Below are 16,606 nucleotides of genomic sequence, written 5' to 3' on the forward strand. Positions count from 1 at the left end.
TTTGTCGGGTTAATGCATCCTAGCTCATTCGCTGCGAGGCTTGAGTTGACAGCGAGGGTCCGATCACGCAATTTACGCATGACGTAATAGGTTTACGAAAATAAAAATACCGCATCCATGCGAATATTTACCTGCTACCCCAGTTGTACGCAGCGCATCGTTACCGCGTCGACCCGACTGCATTCGTGCGTATTCAGCGGGTCGAGCATCTGGCCCGGCAGCCCCCGGCCTTTTACCAGGCACACCCTGATGCACAATCGGATAAGCCGGAGTAGGCTGCCCTCATGAAGATTCTAGGTCTGCAACTGATATTCGGTGATTTTCTCGCACGCAGCGTGCGAGGGATTCCGTGCGCGCCGCCCGCAGGACAGTGATTGCCAGGGTTACCCACTCTCACTTTCCTGCAAGGAGCCAGTCATGGCTGATCTCTACGAAAACCCCATGGGCCTGATGGGCTTTGAATTCATCGAATTCGCATCACCGACGCCCAACAGCCTTGAGCCTGTGTTCCAGATGATGGGCTTCACCAAAGTCGCAACGCACCGCTCCAAGGACGTGTCCCTGTTTCGTCAGGGGGCGATCAACCTGATCCTCAACAACGAACCGCACAGCCTGGCATCTTACTTTGCCGCCGAGCATGGTCCTTCGGTATGCGGTATGGCGTTCCGCGTGAAAGATGCGCAGAAGGCCTATAACCGGGCACTGGAACTGGGCGCACAACCGCTGGAAATCGCTACCGGGCCCATGGAATTGCGCCTGCCCGCGATCAAGGGCATCGGTGGCGCGCCGTTGTATCTGATCGACCGCTTCGGCGAGGGCACGTCGATCTACGACATCGATTTCAACTTCATCGAAGGCGTTGACCGCCACCCTGTTGGTGCCGGTCTGAAATTCATCGATCACCTGACCCACAACGTGTACCGCGGACGCATGGCGTATTGGGCCGGTTTCTATGAAAAGCTGTTCAATTTCCGCGAGCTGCGTTACTTCGACATCAAGGGCGAATACACCGGCCTGACCTCCAAAGCCATGACCGCCCCGGACGGCATGATCCGCATTCCGCTGAACGAAGAGTCGTCCAAGGGCGCGGGTCAGATCGAAGAGTTTCTGATGCAGTTCAATGGCGAAGGCATTCAGCACGTGGCGTTCTTTACCGATGACCTGATCAAGACCTGGGACGCGCTGAAAGCAACCGGCATGCGCTTCATGACCGCGCCGCCGGATACCTACTACGAGATGCTGCAAGGTCGCTTGCCTGATCACGGTGAACCGGAGGCCGAGCTCAAGTCTCGCGGTATTCTGCTCGATGGCTCTTCCGAAGGGGGCGAGCGTCGTTTGCTGTTGCAGATATTCTCCGCAACGCTGATGGGCCCGGTGTTTTTCGAATTCATTCAGCGCAAAGGCGATGACGGGTTTGGCGAAGGCAACTTCAAGGCACTGTTTGAATCCATCGAACGCGACCAGATTCAGCGTGGTGTCCTGACGCCGGACTGAGCAATCATAAAAAGCGTCCGTCTTGCGCGATCAGACGAGCCTGCCCAGGCTCGTTCTGAGTCATTTGTGCTTGAGAACGTCAGCTTGCCGGTTGTGAGAAGAGATATAGCGCTCGGTGAAGTCATGCGCCGGCATGGGGCGACCATACAGATAGCCTTGGCCTTCGTCGCATACATAATGGCGCATCAGACTTTCCTGCTCACGGGTTTCTATGCCTTCTGCCGTGACCTGAAGATTGAAGCCGTTTGCCAGCCTGACAACGGCCTCGACGATGACTTCATCTTTTTTGCTGCGCTCTACGCCACTTACGAATGAGCGGTCAATCTTCAGTCGTGTCACCGGATAGTCTTTCAGCAGGCTCAGGGACGCATAGCCGGTACCGAAATCGTCGAACGCGATGCCCACACCCAACGAGCGAAGGTGACGCAGCGGTTCCATAATGCGCTGCTCGTTTCGCAAGATGATGTTTTCCGTGATCTCCAGTTCGAGTGAGTGTGCAGGCAAGGAAAAGTCTTCAAGCGCACTTTCAACCATTTCGGCAAAGTCGCGCATGCGAAACTGCGCGGCGAACAGGTTGACGCCGATGCGGAATTCCTCGCAGCCGGTATTTCGCCATTTCGCTGCCTGCTCACAGGCTGAACGCAGTATCCATTCGCCCACCGGCACCGCAAGCAGGCCTGCTTCCAGTGCGGGCAGAAAAACCGCCGGGGACACGACGCCCAGTGTCGGATGGTTCCAGCGTATAAGGGCTTCGGCTCCGGTGATACGACCATCCGCAAGTCGTACCTGAGGTTGGTAGTAAAGCTCGAACTCTTTGTTGGCCCATGCCTGACGCATCGATGAGCTGAGCGCTCCTCTTCTTGAAGCGGTCTGTCGATGCTCGGAGGTGAAGGTGCGAACCAGGGAGCGGCCGTCAGACTTGGCCTGGTAGAGCGCCAGATCCGCATTGCCGAGCATTTGCTCATCGTCGTAATCAGCGCCAGACCTTACGGAGACGCCGATGCTGGCGCCGATGTAGATTGAATTGTCTTCAAACTCTATCGGTTCCTCGATGACCGCGATGAGCGCCAGGCCCAGCTTGATCGCCTTGTCAGGGTCTGCGGTGTCGGACAGGAACACGACAAACTCATCGCCGCCCAGACGCGAGACCATATGGCAGGCCGGTACGTGTTCGCGAAGACGGTGAGAGGTCACCTTGAGTACAAAATCGCCTGCAGCGTGGCCCAACGTGTCGTTGACGTCCTTGAAGCCGTCCAGATCGATCAGCAGGATGGCTGCTGACAGCTGCGCGTCGCACGCCTCTTTGATCCGCCTTTTGAGTGTCGATCGATTGGCAAGCCCGGTCAGGTGATCGTATTCGGCCGCATGCTTGAGTAATTTGTCCGCCTCGACACGCTGGGTGATGTCCCGAATGATCGCTCCGAATTGTGGCTCGCCGGCATACGTCCATTGTGAGAGCGAGAGCTCGATGGGGAGGGTGTGACCGTCGCGATGGATGGCCGTCAGGTTGATGGATTTTCCGATAATGGAGGCCGGGCCACCCGCAGCAACCCTCGATAAACCTGCATGGTGCCTGGAGCGCATTTCGGGCGGAATAATGATGTCGAGAGGCTTGCCCATGGCGTCCTCGGATCGATGCCCGAAAATGAGTTCGGCCGAGTTGTTCCATGAGATGATCCGGTTTTTGCTGTCCGAGCAGATGATCGCGTCGGGTGAAGTCGAGGTGATATTCATGAAGCGGGTGTGGCTGTCTTCATTCTCGAGCGTGAGTCGACGCAACTCCATTCTCTCGATGACCATGACCGCCAGGTCCTGAAGAACCCGCTGATCTCGCTCCGAGAAAGTCTCTCGAGGTTTATTGTCGATCAGGCACAGGCTGCCCAGTACATGACCGCTGGCGGTTATCAGCGGCGCCCCGGCATAAAAGCGAATATGGGGAGCGCCGACTACCAAGGCGTTTGAGCTGAACCGCTCATCCTGCAATGCATCAGGCACCAGAAAAACGTTACGGCCCATGAGCGCAAAATTGCAGAATGAAACGTCGCGGCCCGTTTCGCAGACATCGAGGCCAACGCGCGCCTTGAAGAATTGCCGGTCTCGATGAACCAGAGAAATCAGAACAATGGGCACATCGAAAATCCGCGATGCCATTTGCACGATCTGATCGTATTCGTGCTCAGGTGGGGTATCCATCAACGAAAAGGCATTCAAGATACGAATACGTTCTTCGTCATCATCGCCGACTGGGTAACTATTCATTTGAGGCCATCGCTAAACGCTGATCGCACGCGAGACACGAAGCGATCGATGGATAACGCCGCTGTGTCGGCACCGGCGGAGGTACCCTGCCAGCATGCGCTTGCGCCACGCCGGAAAAGGAAAGTCAGATACATGCAGCACCTCTCGCGGTAGCGTCTCGATAGCTGTCCAAGGCAGCTTAGAAGCTATATCGTCAAAAAGCCGGATACCTGTAACAACTTCTCAAGCAACTAGCGTGGCGGGTATGGATCCAACTAAGGCCAGTATTACCCGATCGTAACGAAGTGTTCAGGTTTGGCGTCGCAAGGGTATGGAAACTGCATAGCGGTTTTCACTGCCAATTTGATGACGACCCTATGCAGCGGCTTTTCTCTATTTCGACGAGGCTTGCACCTTCGGCGCTCAGCAAGGCGTTGATCGGTTTCATTGCCCTGGTCTGTCTATCGTTGATCCTGGCCACCGCCTGGCAGATGAACCAATCCAAGCTCGAGCGCGTCGCCACTGCCAGGATTGCGGTGTCCAATATCGTGCTTGCTGCTGAACAGCAGGCTCAGGACACCCTGCAGCAGGCTGACAATACGCTGCGTGACCTTGCCGAGCGGGTTGAGCAAGATGGCGCCGCAGGCGAGCAGCAAAGCCGCTTGACCAGACTGATGGCTCAAGACCTGGTCAACGTCAAAGGGCTTCAGGGGCTGTTCATCTATGATGCTCAAGGCAACTGGGTCGCCAATTCCTTTGCCAAGGGCGTGCAGACCAGGAACAACGAAGACCGCGCCTACTTCATTTACCACCGCGACAACCCTGACCCGTCCATTCATGTAGGGTCCATTGTTGAAAGCCGCAATACAGGGGACATGGTCATCCCGGTCAGTCGGCGTATCAATGCGGCGGATGGCAGTTTTGCAGGCGTTGCACTCGCCACCGTGCCGGTGGCTTATTTCCAGGCGTTTTTCCAGCGTATGGATGTAGACGACAAGGGTGTGATCTTCCTCGCTCTGAATAATGGCGACCTGCTTGCGCGGCGGCCCACATTAACCGCACTGATGACCACCAATGTAGCCAAGGGCGATATCTTCACTCGCTATCTGCCGTACAGCGACAGCGGCACCGCAGTGATCAACTCCGTGGTGGATGGGGTGGAAAGGGTATACGCCTATCGGCGCGTGTCCGGATTGCCCATCGTCGCCGCTGCCGGTATCTCCAGTCAGCATGTGTTCGCGCCCTGGTGGGCCTATGCACAGCGGTCCATGACCATCACCGGCATCATTATCCTGGCGCTGGTCTTTCTGGGCGTGCTGTTGTACCGACAAATCCAGCAGTTGATCACGGCGGAGGGTGAACTGAATATCGCCAGGAACGACCTGGAGATCATCGCTCACACGGACAGCCTGACGCACCTGGCCAATCGACGTTGCTTCGATACGGCCTTGCAGCAGGAGTGGGGGCGGGCGAGCCGGAATGATGCAACCATCGCAATTATTTTGCTGGATATCGACTGGTTCAAACAATACAACGACACCTACGGCCATCTGCAGGGTGACGACTGCCTGAGGCAAGTGGCGGGGCTGATTGGCAACAGTCTTGACCGGTCCGGGGATATGGCAGCACGTTACGGCGGTGAAGAGTTTGTCATTCTGTTGCCTGAAACCGACCTGGCAGGCGCGCTGAGGCTCGCGGAAAAAATCAGATCATCCATTGAAGCCAGTTGTATAGAGCACTCGTCCAGCCCGCTGGGCAGGCTGAGCATCAGCTCGGGCGTGGTGGCGATCAACGCAGCAGAGAAGAAGGATGAGCACACAGCTGCGCTGAAGGAAGCGGATCGACTCCTTTACCTGGCCAAAACCAAAGGGCGTAACCGTGTCGAAGGTCGCTTGATTCAAGGGTGGCAAGCAGATAGTCATTTTGCCAGGGTATCCACAGCGTCCACTCGATAGTCGAGCGTCATGGATCTGTACCTGCACAGGGTTGCTATCAATATGTTCGGCAAACCAACGTACGTCCGCAGGCGCAACGTCAGTCTGACGGACGGCTACCTCCCATGCGCTCGCTGATTGTCACCGCCGTTTGCAAAAGCCTTCTGGCCGCCAGACTCTGCGTCTCGTCGTTCAACACCGATCCCGGTCCGACGACCGTGATCACGCCCACCAGCTTGTTACCCATGGCGAATAGCGGTGACGAGGCTGCGTTGATACCCGGCATCAGCAAGCCCTGAATCTGGTGCACGCCAGTGGTACGAATCTGCTCGACATGCTGCTCGGCCTCACGCAGCTGGCTGGCGCTCAGCAACGGCACTTCCTGCTCGCGAAGCGCAGCGGTTTCGCGCCCGTTCAGAAAACTGTCGAACACCAGGCCGGTGGACGAGCCAAGCAGTGGCAGCACCGAACCGATCTGCGTGACCAGCGTCACGGCACCCATCGAGGGTTCGACATACACCACGGTCGGGCCCTTGTTGCCCCATACCGCCAGAAAGCAGGTCTGGTTCAGTTCATCGCGCAGGCTGGCAAGCCAAGGTGCCGACACCTTGAGGACATCCAGCTTGCCGAGTGAGGCCAGTCCCACCTGCAACGCCTCGCGCCCCAGCCCATAGTGATTGTTGACGGCATCCTGTTCGGCAAAACCGCTGGCAATCAGCGCCTGCAGGTAACGATGAACCTTGCTGGCGGGCATGCCCAAGTGTTCGGCCAGTCTTGACAAGGACGTGGCAGGGGAGAGTTCAGCGAGCGCCTTGAGTACGCCCAGCCCGACTTCGGCCGCCTGGACCTTTTGCGGGCGTCCGCCTGCGGGGCTTTCGGTTTGCTGGGTCATGGGATGTTGTGCGCCGATCGGGAAAGGCAGCTTTATAGCTTGACCGGCTGGCAAACTCAAATTACGTTATGCGTAATCTGTTTACGTTAAATAATGTTTCGTCCTGTCTCCGTCCGACCCCATTACAACAAGAGGTCCAGATGGCTATCCACTCCAGTTCCGACGCATTGGTTTATCAGTCGGGCTTCGGCAACCAGTTCAGCAGCGAGGCGCTGCCCGGTGCCTTGCCGGTTGGCCGGAATTCGCCGCAGAAACATCCGCTGGGTCTGTATGCCGAGCAGTTCTCGGGCACCGCCTTTACGGTCGCGCGCAGCGAAGCCCGACGTACCTGGCTGTATCGGATCAAGCCATCGGCAGCCCATCCGCGTTATCAGCGCATGGATCTGCAGATGGCTGGTCAGGAGCAGGGGCCGATCAACCCCAATCGGTTGCGCTGGAATGCCTTCGATATTCCGGCGGCACCGACCGATTTCATCGACGGTCTCATCCCCCTCGCCAGCACCTCGGCGGCGGAGCAGGTCGAGGGTGTCAGCGTCTACCTGTACACCGCCAATACTTCCATGCAGCGAGCGTTCTTTAGTGCGGATGGAGAATGGCTGGTGGTGCCGCAGCAGGGCCGACTCAGAATCATCACCGAACTGGGCTTGCTGGACATCGAACCACTGGAAATCGCCGTCTTGCCGCGAGGTTTGAAGTTCTGCGTCCAACTGCTCGACAGCAGCGCTCGTGGGTACCTCTGCGAGAATCACGGTTGCGCCTTGCGCCTCCCGGAACTGGGCCCGATCGGCAGCAATGGGCTGGCTAATTCACGTGATTTTCTGACCCCGGTCGCCTGGTTCGAAGACAGTCGCCAGCCAATACAACTGGTGCAGAAGTTCCTCGGCGAACTGTGGTCGACGCAACTGGAGCATTCACCGTTCGACGTGGTGGGCTGGCACGGCAACAACGTTCCGTACAAATATGACCTGCGGCGTTTCAACACCCTCGGTACGGTCAGCTACGATCACCCGGACCCGTCGATTTTCACCGTGCTAACCTCACCGGGGGCTATTCACGGCCAGGCCAATATCGATTTCGTGATCTTTCCGCCGCGCTGGATGGTGGCGGAAAACACCTTCCGCCCGCCGTGGTTCCACCGCAACCTGATGAACGAATTCATGGGGCTGATCGACGGCGCGTACGATGCCAAGGCCGAAGGCTTCATGCCCGGAGGCGCTTCGCTGCACAATTGCATGAGTGCGCATGGCCCCGATAATGTCACCGCCGAAAAGGCCATTGCCGCCGAGCTGAAACCGCACAGGATCGACAACACCATGGCCTTCATGTTCGAGACCGGCAAGGTGTTGCGCCCCAGTCGTCACGCGCTCGACTGCCCGCAACTGCAAACCGATTACGATGCCTGCTGGAAGGACATGGCCAGAACGTTCACCCAGGAGCCACGCTGATGACTACCGCGCTCAATCGTCGTAGCTGGGTCGAATCTGCCAACGGGCATGCCGATTTCCCCCTGCAGAACCTGCCCATTGGCGTGTTCAGCCATGGCCAGACCGCTCCGCGTGGTGGGGTGGCCATCGGCGACAGGATTTTCGATCTGCGCGTGGCAACAGAGTCCGGGATGTTTCAGGGGCAGGCCGCCGAAGTAGCTGAAATTGCCAGCCGCGACCAGCTCAATGATTTTCTTGCGCTGGGTGCCGCTGCCCGACGGGCGTTGCGCGCCGCCTTGTTGCAGTTGCTCGATGAAGACAGCCCGCAGCGCGACAGGCTGCAGGCTGTTGGCGGTTTGTTGCTGCCGATGAGCGAGTGCACGTTGCACATGCCGGCTCGGGTGGGTGATTACTCGGACTTTTACGTCGGTATTCATCATGCACTGAATGTCGGCAAGCTGTTCCGCCCGGACAACCCACTGCTGCCCAACTACAAATACGTGCCTATCGGCTATCACGGCAGAGCGTCGACCTTGTGTCCCTCCGGTACGACGGTGCGGCGGCCCAGCGGGCAAACCCTGGTGCCAGGCCAGGAGGTTCCCGTTTTCGGTCCCTGCAAACGCCTCGATTACGAGCTGGAGTTGGGGGTCTGGATCGGGCCGGGGAATGCCCAGGGTGAGGCCATCGGGATCGATCAGGCTGCCGAACACATCGCCGGGTTGTGCCTGCTCAACGACTGGTCGGCGCGTGACATACAGGCATGGGAATACCAACCATTGGGACCGTTTCTGTCCAAGAGCTTTGCCACGACGATCTCGCCCTGGGTGGTAACCGCCGAAGCACTTGAGCCGTTTCGTCGCGCGCAACCGACGCGTCCGGAAGGCGATCCGCAACCGTTGGCGTATCTGCTGGATGACCACGATCAGCAGCGCGGGGCGCTGGATATCGAGCTGGAAGTGCTGCTGCTGACTGCACAGATGAAAGCCGACGGGCTGGCGCCTCATCGGTTAGGTCTGAGCAACGCGCTGAACATGTACTGGACAGTGGCGCAGATGGTTGCGCATCACAGCGTCAACGGCTGCAAGTTGCAACCGGGAGACCTGCTCGGCACCGGTACGTTGTCCGGCCCCCAGGAAGGTCAGTACGGCAGCCTGCTGGAGATGACCGCAGGCGGCAAGCAACCGGTGACCTTGCCTAATGGCGAAACGCGAATGTTCCTTCAGCGGGGCGACGAGGTGATTCTGCGTGCCCGTTGTCATCGCGAAGGGCACGTCTCGATTGGCTTCGGCGAGTGCCGGGGCGTTGTGCTCGATTAAAAATACCGTGTCCGGCTGCTTCAGCGGGCTATTTCGTACCAGCCGAGAAACATGTCCAGGGTCGATTCGACCACCGTGTGCTGCTCCTCGGGGGTAAGCAATGCCGCACTGAACGTGACCTGCGGCCAGAACGCGAACGATTTGAGCAATGCGTGCATTTGCGTCGCGGCAAAGGCCGGGTCGACCGGTTTCAGACGGCCGTCCTTCTGCGCGGCGCGAATCCAGGCACTGAAGGTTTCTTCTCGTTCATTGATCCGCGCCATCCACACCTGCGCCCGCTCGGGCGAGTGAATGGTCGCGCCAACCACCACGCGGGCCAGGTCGAGGAAGTGACTGTTGGTCAGGTTGCGCATCTTGCCCCAGAGCAATTCCCGCAACTGCTCGCGCAAGCCGATCTGCGGATGAAAAACCACTTCGGCCTGCGGCGGGGCGCAGCTCCAGAGGCGCTGCAGCATCTCGGCGAACAGTTCTTCCTTACTGGGGAAGTGGTTATAGACCGTACGTTTGGAAACCTCGGCCCGCGCGGCGATCCGGTCCATGCTGGTGATCTCGAAGCCACGATCGCCGAATTCGGCGATAGCCGCCTGGACGATGGATTCGCGTTTCTGATCGGTGAGGCGCATGGGTTCGGTCATAGGTTCGCTTCAAACGTGCGTTTAGAGAAAATTACACTCAGCAGTTTACTTGTCGCCAAGGATCATGCAAGCTTAAAACTACACCGTGTAGTGTAAAACACTGTTACATATTTTCCCTCGGACATCCTGCAACAGGATCACGTACGAAGTATGCACGGCTGGAGCCTCAACCTGCCCCCAGGAGTCAGCGAACCATGGCCTCGACGCATCAGAAAAAGGACTCTTCTTCACTGCCTGTCTTGTCCCGTCACGAAGGGCGATACCGCAATCACGCCACCATGAAGCCATCGAGTCTGCTGCGCACGCTCGGTATTTTCTGGGATCAGGCGTTCAACAAGCCCAAGGACACACGCCCGGCAGGCGACATTCCGGTACAGCCGCTGTCGCGTCAGCAATTGCTGGCTGCACCGAACAATACGGTGTACCGCCTGGGGCACTCGACCGTTCTGCTCAAACTGCGCGACCAGTTCTGGCTGACCGACCCCGTGTTTGCCGAGCGTGCCTCGCCCGTGCAGTGGGCGGGCCCGCAGCGCTTTCATCAGCCGCCGATCAGCCTCGAAGAATTGCCACCGATCACAGCGGTGATCCTTTCGCACAACCATTACGACCACCTCGATCGCATGGCGATCAAGGCGCTGACCGAAAAGACCGAGCATTTTCTGGCGCCGCTTGGCGTGGGCGATACGTTGATCGAGTGGGGCGTGCCTGCGCACAAGGTGCATCAACTGGACTGGTGGCAGTCCACCGAGGTGGCGGGAATCGAGTTCGTCGCCACACCCTCACAGCATTTCTCCGGGCGCACGCTGCTCGACAGCAACCGCACCTTGTGGGCGTCCTGGGTGATGATCGATGGCGATCAGCGGATCTTCTTCAGTGGCGACAGCGGTTACTTCGATGGCTTTAAAACCATCGGCGAGCAATACGGACCGTTTGACCTGACCCTGATGGAAACCGGCGCCTACAACGTCGAGTGGCCCGATGTGCACATGCAGCCCGAGCAGACGCTGCAGGCGCACCTGGACCTGCGCGGTCGCTGGTTGCTGCCGATCCACAATGGCACCTTCGACCTGTCGATGCATGCCTGGCACGAGCCGTTCGATCGCATTCTGGCTCTGGCTTGGGAGCAGAATGTCTCGATCACTACGCCGATGATGGGCCAGCCGTTCTATGTGCAATACCCGTGTCGCGGTCTGACCTGGTGGTTGGCCGTGGATGAGGTGGTTGAGGTGGTCGAGTCCGAAACCGAACAGGCAGACGGCGCAGAATCCTGCAGTTGCCGTCGCCAGAACGCCTGAAAACCATCTTTGGCAACAGTGAACTGATTTTTAAATAGCATGGCCCAGATTTTGATTTGTCACTTGAGCACGCGCCCGGCCTAATCGTGATCATCAATAGCGATGGTGACGGTATGCAGATGCGTGGTTCGGCAGTTCAGAATATGGGGTTGATGATCAGTGTCCTGTTGGTGGCGCTGAACCTGCGCCCGTCGATGGCTGCGGTCGGTCCATTGCTGGTGGCGATTCGGCTGGACGTTCCGCTCGGTTTCGGAACGGCGTCGTTGCTGACCATGTTGCCGGTCATGAGCATGGGACTGGCAATGTTTTTCGGCATGGGCATCGCTCGTTACCTGGGATCGTATCGCAGCATCCTGCTTTCACTGGCGTTAATCGGTTTGGCAACCGTGGCGCGTCTGTTTCTCGATTCTGCTGCTGAACTGATCCTCAGCGCTGTGCTGGCGGGGCTTGGTATCGCCTTGATTCAGGCGCTGATGCCTGCGTTGATCAAATTGCGTTTCAAGGCCAACGTGTCCTTGTACATGGGATTTTATGTGACCGCGATTATGGGTGGCGCCGCATTGGCTGCTTCATTCAGCCCTCTGGTGATGGACAGCAGTGGCAGTTGGCGCGTCGGCCTGGCGGTCTGGTCGCTACTGGCTCTTCTGGCGATGTGCTTCTGGTTTGCCCAGCGGCACGCTTTGCAGTCCGACGCGTCAACCGCTGCAGGGCACCGGCAGACTTTTTTTCACATGCCTCGGGCCTGGATGCTGGGGATTTTCTTCGGCCTTGGCACGGCGTCCTATACCTGCGTGTTGGCCTGGCTGGCGCCGTATTATCTGGAGAATGGCTGGAGTGAGCAGAGTGCAGGGCTGCTGCTGGGCTTTCTGACCCTGATGGAGGTCGTATCGGGTCTGCTGGCTCCGGCGCTGGCCAACCGCAGTCGCGATAAGCGCGTGGCGCTGGTTGTACTGCTGACGTTGATGACGACTGGCTTTGCCGGGCTGATTCTGATGCCGCAACAGCTGGGCCTGCTGTGGACATGCCTGCTGGGGTTGGGGATTGGCGGTCTCTTTCCGCTGAGCCTGATCGTGTCCATGGATCATTTCGATGATCCACAGCAGGCGGGTGGCCTGACGGCATTCGTGCAAGGCGTGGGTTATCTGATCGCCAGCCTTTCGCCGCTGCTTGCCGGCGTCATTCGTGACCTGACGGGCAGTTTTGAGGGGGCGTGGTGGGCACTGATGGCGTTGGTCGCGATCATGCTGTTGATGGTGGTGCGACTCGACCCCCGACGTTATGCTGATCATCTGCGCAACGCACTCGACGAACCTGTCATCACTGGCAGGGAGGCGGCATGATTGCATTTTGATGCTATCTTGTGCGCGTTGACCTGACCGCCCGGTCACAGCGCCAGCGAGATACCTTGATGCTTAACAGTAATGCCCTGAGAAAGCTGGACATGCAGGACCTGATGGTCTTTGTCTCGGTGTATGAGCAGCGCAACCTGACCCTGGTCGCGGAAGCGTTGCATGTCAGCCAGTCGACGGTCAGTTATTGCCTGAAAAAGCTGCGTGCGAACTTCGAGGACGATCTGTTCATCTGTACTCGCAACGGCATGCGTCCGACCCGCAAGGCGCTGGCCATGCACGACCATGTGCAGCAGATTCTCCGCTCGGTCAATCTGTGCCATAACGGCCTCGACCTGTTCGACCCGACTCGTGCACAGACCACCTTCACGGTCTGTGCCCCTGAGTATTTCGAGCTGCTGGTATTGCCGCATCTGCTGCGTGACTTCGCTGCCGCCGGTTGCTCGGTGACGGTCAATGTGCAAAAGCTTGAAAAGCAGTTGCCTGCCGAGCAATTGAACGATGGCCTGTTTGACCTTGCCCTGTGCTTCGGGCCTGGTTTTCACCGAGTCCCGGACAGCCTGATTTCGCAGGTGTTGATGGAGGATGATCTGGTGTGCGTCATGGACTCCAGGTTCGCGCCGCTCAGCGCCCTGATCGACCTGCAAACCTTTATCCAGCACCGCCATGTCTACCCGACGCCGTGGACGTCCGATACCAACATGGTGGATGGCTGGCTGCAGCGGCAGGGGCTTGAGCGCAATATCGTCGCACGGGCCAATAGCTACCGCGCAGCCTTGCAGTTGCTGGAAGGCACGGATTTCATGCTGGTGCTGCCACGCCGTATTCAAACGCTGCTGGGTAATGAACTGTGGATTTCCGTATTCGAACTGCCGCCTGACCTGCCTGGCTTCAGTCTGGACATGCTATGGAGCGCCCAGGCGGATCGAGACGAAGCCAGTGGCTGGCTGCGTGAACAAGTCGTGAAGGTGTGTGCCGAACGCGGCTTGCTCTGACGCGGTATCAGTTGCCGGACTTGTCTTTCTGCGGGTCGGGCGAGGTGGCGGGTCGGGCCTGTTCACCCTGCTGATTGAGCTGTTTGTTTTTCTCGCCCACTTTGCCGGCGTTTTCAGGCTTGTGATCGAGGTCTTCGCGTTTGGATTCATCAGCCATGACCGTATTCCTTATTGTCGGGGGGTGTGGTTATTGGTCAGTGTGGCGGGTGCAAGATTCGATTTAAATGACGCGCGGTCCGTTGCCCGATGCTGATAGCGTCGGACGCCGAACCGCGCAGATCGATCAGCTCAGCAGAGTGATCAGGTCTTTGGCGGCCTGCGCCGAGCTGGCCGGGTTCTGGCCGGTCACCAGTTTGCCGTCGGTCAGCACGTAGACGCCCCAGTCGTCGCCCTTGGAATAGTCACCGCCCAGTTGCTTGAGCGTGTCTTCGACCAGAAAAGGCACAACCTTGGTCAGGCCGACCGCTTCTTCTTCACTGTTGGTGAAGCCTGTGACGCGGCGGCCTTTGACCAGCGGCTGGCCGTCCGGCGCTTTTACGTGACGCAATACGCCAGGTGCGTGGCAGACCATCCCGTGTGGCTTGTCTGCCTTGGCAAAGGCCTCGATCAGCGCGATGGAGTCCTTGTCTTCAGCCAGGTCCCACAGCGGGCCGTGACCGCCCGGATAGAACACGGCATCGAAATCGGCAGCATTGACGCCAGACAGAAGGCCGGTGTTAGCGAGCGCTTTCTGTGCATCAGCATCTTTGGAGAAGCGCTTGGTGTCTTCGGTCTGAGCGTCGGGCTCATCGCTTTTCGGGTCCAGCGGTGGTTGACCGCCTTTCGGAGAAACCAGCGTAATGTCGGCACCGGCCTCTTTGAACGCGTAATACGGCGCGACGAACTCTTCGAGCCAGAAACCGGTTTTCTTGCCGGTGTCGCCCAGTTGGTCATGGGATGTCAAAACCATCAGGATTTTCATGTGCATGCTCGCCTTCGAAGGGTTGAGAGGGTGTAGACAGGCGAAAACCTCAAGTGTTGTGAGAATTTTTTACCTCCGGAACGAGCAGGGCCGGATATCGACACAATGGCTTGCGTCGACATCCGGCCCTGTTTCAGCGCTGCGTTGGAGAAACGTCAGATGATGATCATTGCTCTTTGGTCAGATCCACCAGCGGCTCTTTGCGCACTTCGGTCTCGCGACCGTCCTGAATGTGCTTGACCTGTCCAAGGGCTTTGTCGACCGCGCCTTTGTCAGCCAGCAGGCTGTAACTGATCTGGAACTGACGTTGCTCTTTCGGGGCAATGGTTGGTACCAGATTCAGCGGGCGCTGGAAGCGGCGGTTATAGGAGAAGCTGGTCCCCGGTTCCAGCCCGGTGACGTAGCCCTGACCTTTGGTGTCGGTGTTTTTCCACAGCGAGAACACCGGCAACTGCTTGGTATTGAAACCGACCGACACGCCCAGGCTGCCAGCCTTGTTGTGCAGCACGGTCAGCGTGTCACCCTTGGCATCACCGTAGGGCACGATGTTGTAGACCGTCTCGTCGTAATCCGGCGTCGGCGCGCGGTAGGTCTGCCAGTCGCCGAGATCACCCTTGGCTTTGTCGTTGAACGGCGAAACCTGCTTGACCGGCGCTTCGAAACGCGCCCCTTGTTCCAGGAACGGCGTGCTGAAGTTACTGTGGTAAAGCGCCTGGTATTCTTTCGGATAGTCGCCATTGTTGGTCAGCGTATCGTTGAGCGAAAAGCTCGTGCTGCCTGGCTCGGTGACCAGTTCGGTTTGCACCGAGAAGTCGACCTTCTTGAACGCCTGCTCCCTCAATTCGCCCTTGAGGCGGATTGCGTACGGCGGTTTTTCGTCGATCTGCAGTGTCACCTTGCTCGCCGGAATGTTGGCGGCACGGCCGTGCAGGGTCAGCAACTCGCCGTTGTCCATCCCCGGATGGCCCACCCACTCGTAGCCGCAGCGAGCCACCAACTCGTTGAAACCTTCCAGCCAGCCCAGGCCGCCGCGGCCATTAAGCTCGATGAAGGCCGGATTGACCACGTCCTTGACCGGCGAATCCCAGCCCATGCGCACATCGCCGACTGACGCCTGCAGCACATTCATGCCACGGGTCGGGACGACTGACAGCTTCATCGTGCCATTGTCGATATCGATGATGCTCACGCCCTCCTGACGACCGCCATGCAGCGTACGCATCGTGACAGTGAACGGCTTGTCGGTCTTGACGCCCAGTTGCTGACTGGTGATCTGCTGATTCTGCGCAGCCTTGTCGGTGTCGAGCAGCACGTAATCCCAGGCAAACACACTGGAAGCGGCTGTAAGAGCACCGAGGCCTACGAGCAGAGGAAGGGATTTCATGGTGGTGGTCCTTCTGTAATTATTGGAATTATGGTGTTGCCTATCATCTGAACAGCTATTTAACGCCGAGTTAAACGATTCAGCAATGGGCTGAGTCCGGGCAAAGCACTTTTCAACCACAATGGCACTGACGGCACAGAGTGTGAGGTTACTTTAGCCTCATCAAAATCACTCGCTGATGGTCGCAAAGGAGGCCTGAGTTGAACCCCAGTCCACCTGAAATCGCAGAACCGCTGTGTGACGCAGAGCGTCACGAACTGCACTCCCACGCGCAGCGTGAGGAACGATAGTCATCAGGTTCCGGGCCGTGCCTCTAGCCCGACTACTCTAAAGCGCTTTTCAACCACGATGGCACAGACGACGCAGAGTGCGACGTAAGTGACGGCTGAGTCCTGGCGCTGATCCGGGGGTAGCCTGGCAGGACGCCAGGCTAGCCGCACCGGGCCATGGAAGGCCCGTTGCGGCGACCCCCGGATCAGTGCCAGGGCGAAGGAACCCGACGAAGTCGGGCCGGACACGGAGCTAAGGACTTTGCTCACTTTGGTCCCTCAAAGTGAGTCGCCGAGGGGCGAAAAGGTGACTTGAGTCGAACTCTAATCTACCTGATATCACGGAACCGCTGTGTGACGCCGAGCGTCACGAACTGCATTCCCACGCGCAGCGCTCAGCGTTATACACACGTTCTAGAA

The 16,606-nt window shown here is 58.3% G+C and carries 13 protein-coding genes and 1 pseudogene; 8 read left to right on the top strand and 6 right to left on the bottom strand.

Features of this window, described 5'->3' with window-relative positions:
• Window positions 1–119 precede the first annotated feature (119 nt).
• Both JOE34_RS15280 and hppD read left to right on the top strand, forming a co-directional pair.
• Window positions 120–275, top strand: a pseudogene (locus JOE34_RS15280) (maleylacetoacetate isomerase); the annotation flags it as partial.
• Between the two features lie 142 nt (window positions 276–417).
• Window positions 418–1,494 carry a 4-hydroxyphenylpyruvate dioxygenase gene (gene hppD / locus JOE34_RS15285; protein ID WP_003370421.1) on the top strand — a complete coding sequence of 359 codons (1,077 nt, stop codon included), beginning with the start codon at window positions 418–420 and terminating at the stop codon, window positions 1,492–1,494.
• Between the two features lie 60 nt (window positions 1,495–1,554).
• Here the strand turns inward: hppD and JOE34_RS15290 are convergent, their stop codons facing one another.
• A complete protein-coding gene (locus JOE34_RS15290) occupies window positions 1,555–3,753 on the bottom strand; it encodes an EAL domain-containing protein (RefSeq protein WP_057445486.1) in 2,199 nt (732 codons plus the stop codon).
• A gap of 356 nt (window positions 3,754–4,109) precedes the next feature.
• Here JOE34_RS15290 and JOE34_RS15295 point away from each other — a divergent pair, with 356 nt between their 5' ends.
• Window positions 4,110–5,687 carry a sensor domain-containing diguanylate cyclase gene (locus JOE34_RS15295; RefSeq protein WP_024665166.1) on the top strand — a complete coding sequence of 526 codons (1,578 nt, stop codon included), beginning with the start codon at window positions 4,110–4,112 and terminating at the stop codon, window positions 5,685–5,687.
• A gap of 79 nt (window positions 5,688–5,766) precedes the next feature.
• On the opposite strand, the gene JOE34_RS15300 is transcribed toward JOE34_RS15295, so the two are convergent.
• The gene (locus JOE34_RS15300; RefSeq protein ID WP_209996018.1) at window positions 5,767–6,558 is read right to left on the bottom strand and encodes an IclR family transcriptional regulator; all 792 of its coding nucleotides are present in this window, start codon (window positions 6,556–6,558) and stop codon (window positions 5,767–5,769) included.
• 140 nt (window positions 6,559–6,698) lie between these two features.
• Here JOE34_RS15300 and hmgA point away from each other — a divergent pair, with 140 nt between their 5' ends.
• Complete coding sequence (gene hmgA / locus JOE34_RS15305; RefSeq protein ID WP_209996020.1) at window positions 6,699–8,003, top strand: homogentisate 1,2-dioxygenase; 1,305 nt, start codon at window positions 6,699–6,701, stop codon at window positions 8,001–8,003.
• Window positions 8,003–9,298 carry a fumarylacetoacetase gene (fahA, locus tag JOE34_RS15310; protein WP_209996027.1) on the top strand — a complete coding sequence of 432 codons (1,296 nt, stop codon included), beginning with the start codon at window positions 8,003–8,005 and terminating at the stop codon, window positions 9,296–9,298. Before hmgA ends, fahA begins: the two co-directional genes overlap by 1 nt.
• A gap of 20 nt (window positions 9,299–9,318) precedes the next feature.
• Here the strand turns inward: fahA and JOE34_RS15315 are convergent, their stop codons facing one another.
• Complete coding sequence (locus tag JOE34_RS15315) at window positions 9,319–9,933, bottom strand: TetR/AcrR family transcriptional regulator (protein WP_003315845.1); 615 nt, start codon at window positions 9,931–9,933, stop codon at window positions 9,319–9,321.
• A gap of 194 nt (window positions 9,934–10,127) precedes the next feature.
• Between JOE34_RS15315 and JOE34_RS15320 the strand changes: the two genes are divergently transcribed.
• From JOE34_RS15320 to JOE34_RS15330, 3 genes are all read left to right on the top strand, one after another.
• Window positions 10,128–11,228, top strand: a complete 1,101-nt coding sequence (locus tag JOE34_RS15320) for an MBL fold metallo-hydrolase (protein ID WP_209996030.1) — start codon at window positions 10,128–10,130, stop codon at window positions 11,226–11,228.
• Between the two features lie 113 nt (window positions 11,229–11,341).
• Window positions 11,342–12,568 carry a cyanate transporter gene (locus tag JOE34_RS15325; protein ID WP_024665163.1) on the top strand — a complete coding sequence of 409 codons (1,227 nt, stop codon included), beginning with the start codon at window positions 11,342–11,344 and terminating at the stop codon, window positions 12,566–12,568.
• Window positions 12,569–12,636: 68 nt separating this feature from the next.
• Complete coding sequence (locus JOE34_RS15330; protein WP_016568518.1) at window positions 12,637–13,572, top strand: LysR family transcriptional regulator; 936 nt, start codon at window positions 12,637–12,639, stop codon at window positions 13,570–13,572.
• 7 nt (window positions 13,573–13,579) lie between these two features.
• Here the strand turns inward: JOE34_RS15330 and JOE34_RS15335 are convergent, their stop codons facing one another.
• The 3 genes from JOE34_RS15335 to JOE34_RS15345 all read right to left on the bottom strand — a co-directional run bounded on the left by JOE34_RS15335 (window position 13,580) and on the right by JOE34_RS15345 (window position 15,917).
• Entirely contained in the window at window positions 13,580–13,729 is a 150-nt protein-coding gene (locus JOE34_RS15335) for a hypothetical protein (protein ID WP_002554136.1), read from the bottom strand.
• A 126-nt stretch (window positions 13,730–13,855) separates the two neighbouring features.
• Window positions 13,856–14,533 carry a type 1 glutamine amidotransferase domain-containing protein gene (locus tag JOE34_RS15340; protein WP_016568517.1) on the bottom strand — a complete coding sequence of 226 codons (678 nt, stop codon included), beginning with the start codon at window positions 14,531–14,533 and terminating at the stop codon, window positions 13,856–13,858.
• A 166-nt stretch (window positions 14,534–14,699) separates the two neighbouring features.
• Window positions 14,700–15,917 carry an aldose 1-epimerase family protein gene (locus tag JOE34_RS15345; RefSeq protein WP_096133157.1) on the bottom strand — a complete coding sequence of 406 codons (1,218 nt, stop codon included), beginning with the start codon at window positions 15,915–15,917 and terminating at the stop codon, window positions 14,700–14,702.
• Window positions 15,918–16,606 lie beyond the last annotated feature (689 nt).

Source organism: Pseudomonas sp. PvP028, assembly GCF_017832255.1.
Classification (GTDB): domain Bacteria; phylum Pseudomonadota; class Gammaproteobacteria; order Pseudomonadales; family Pseudomonadaceae; genus Aquipseudomonas; species Aquipseudomonas syringae.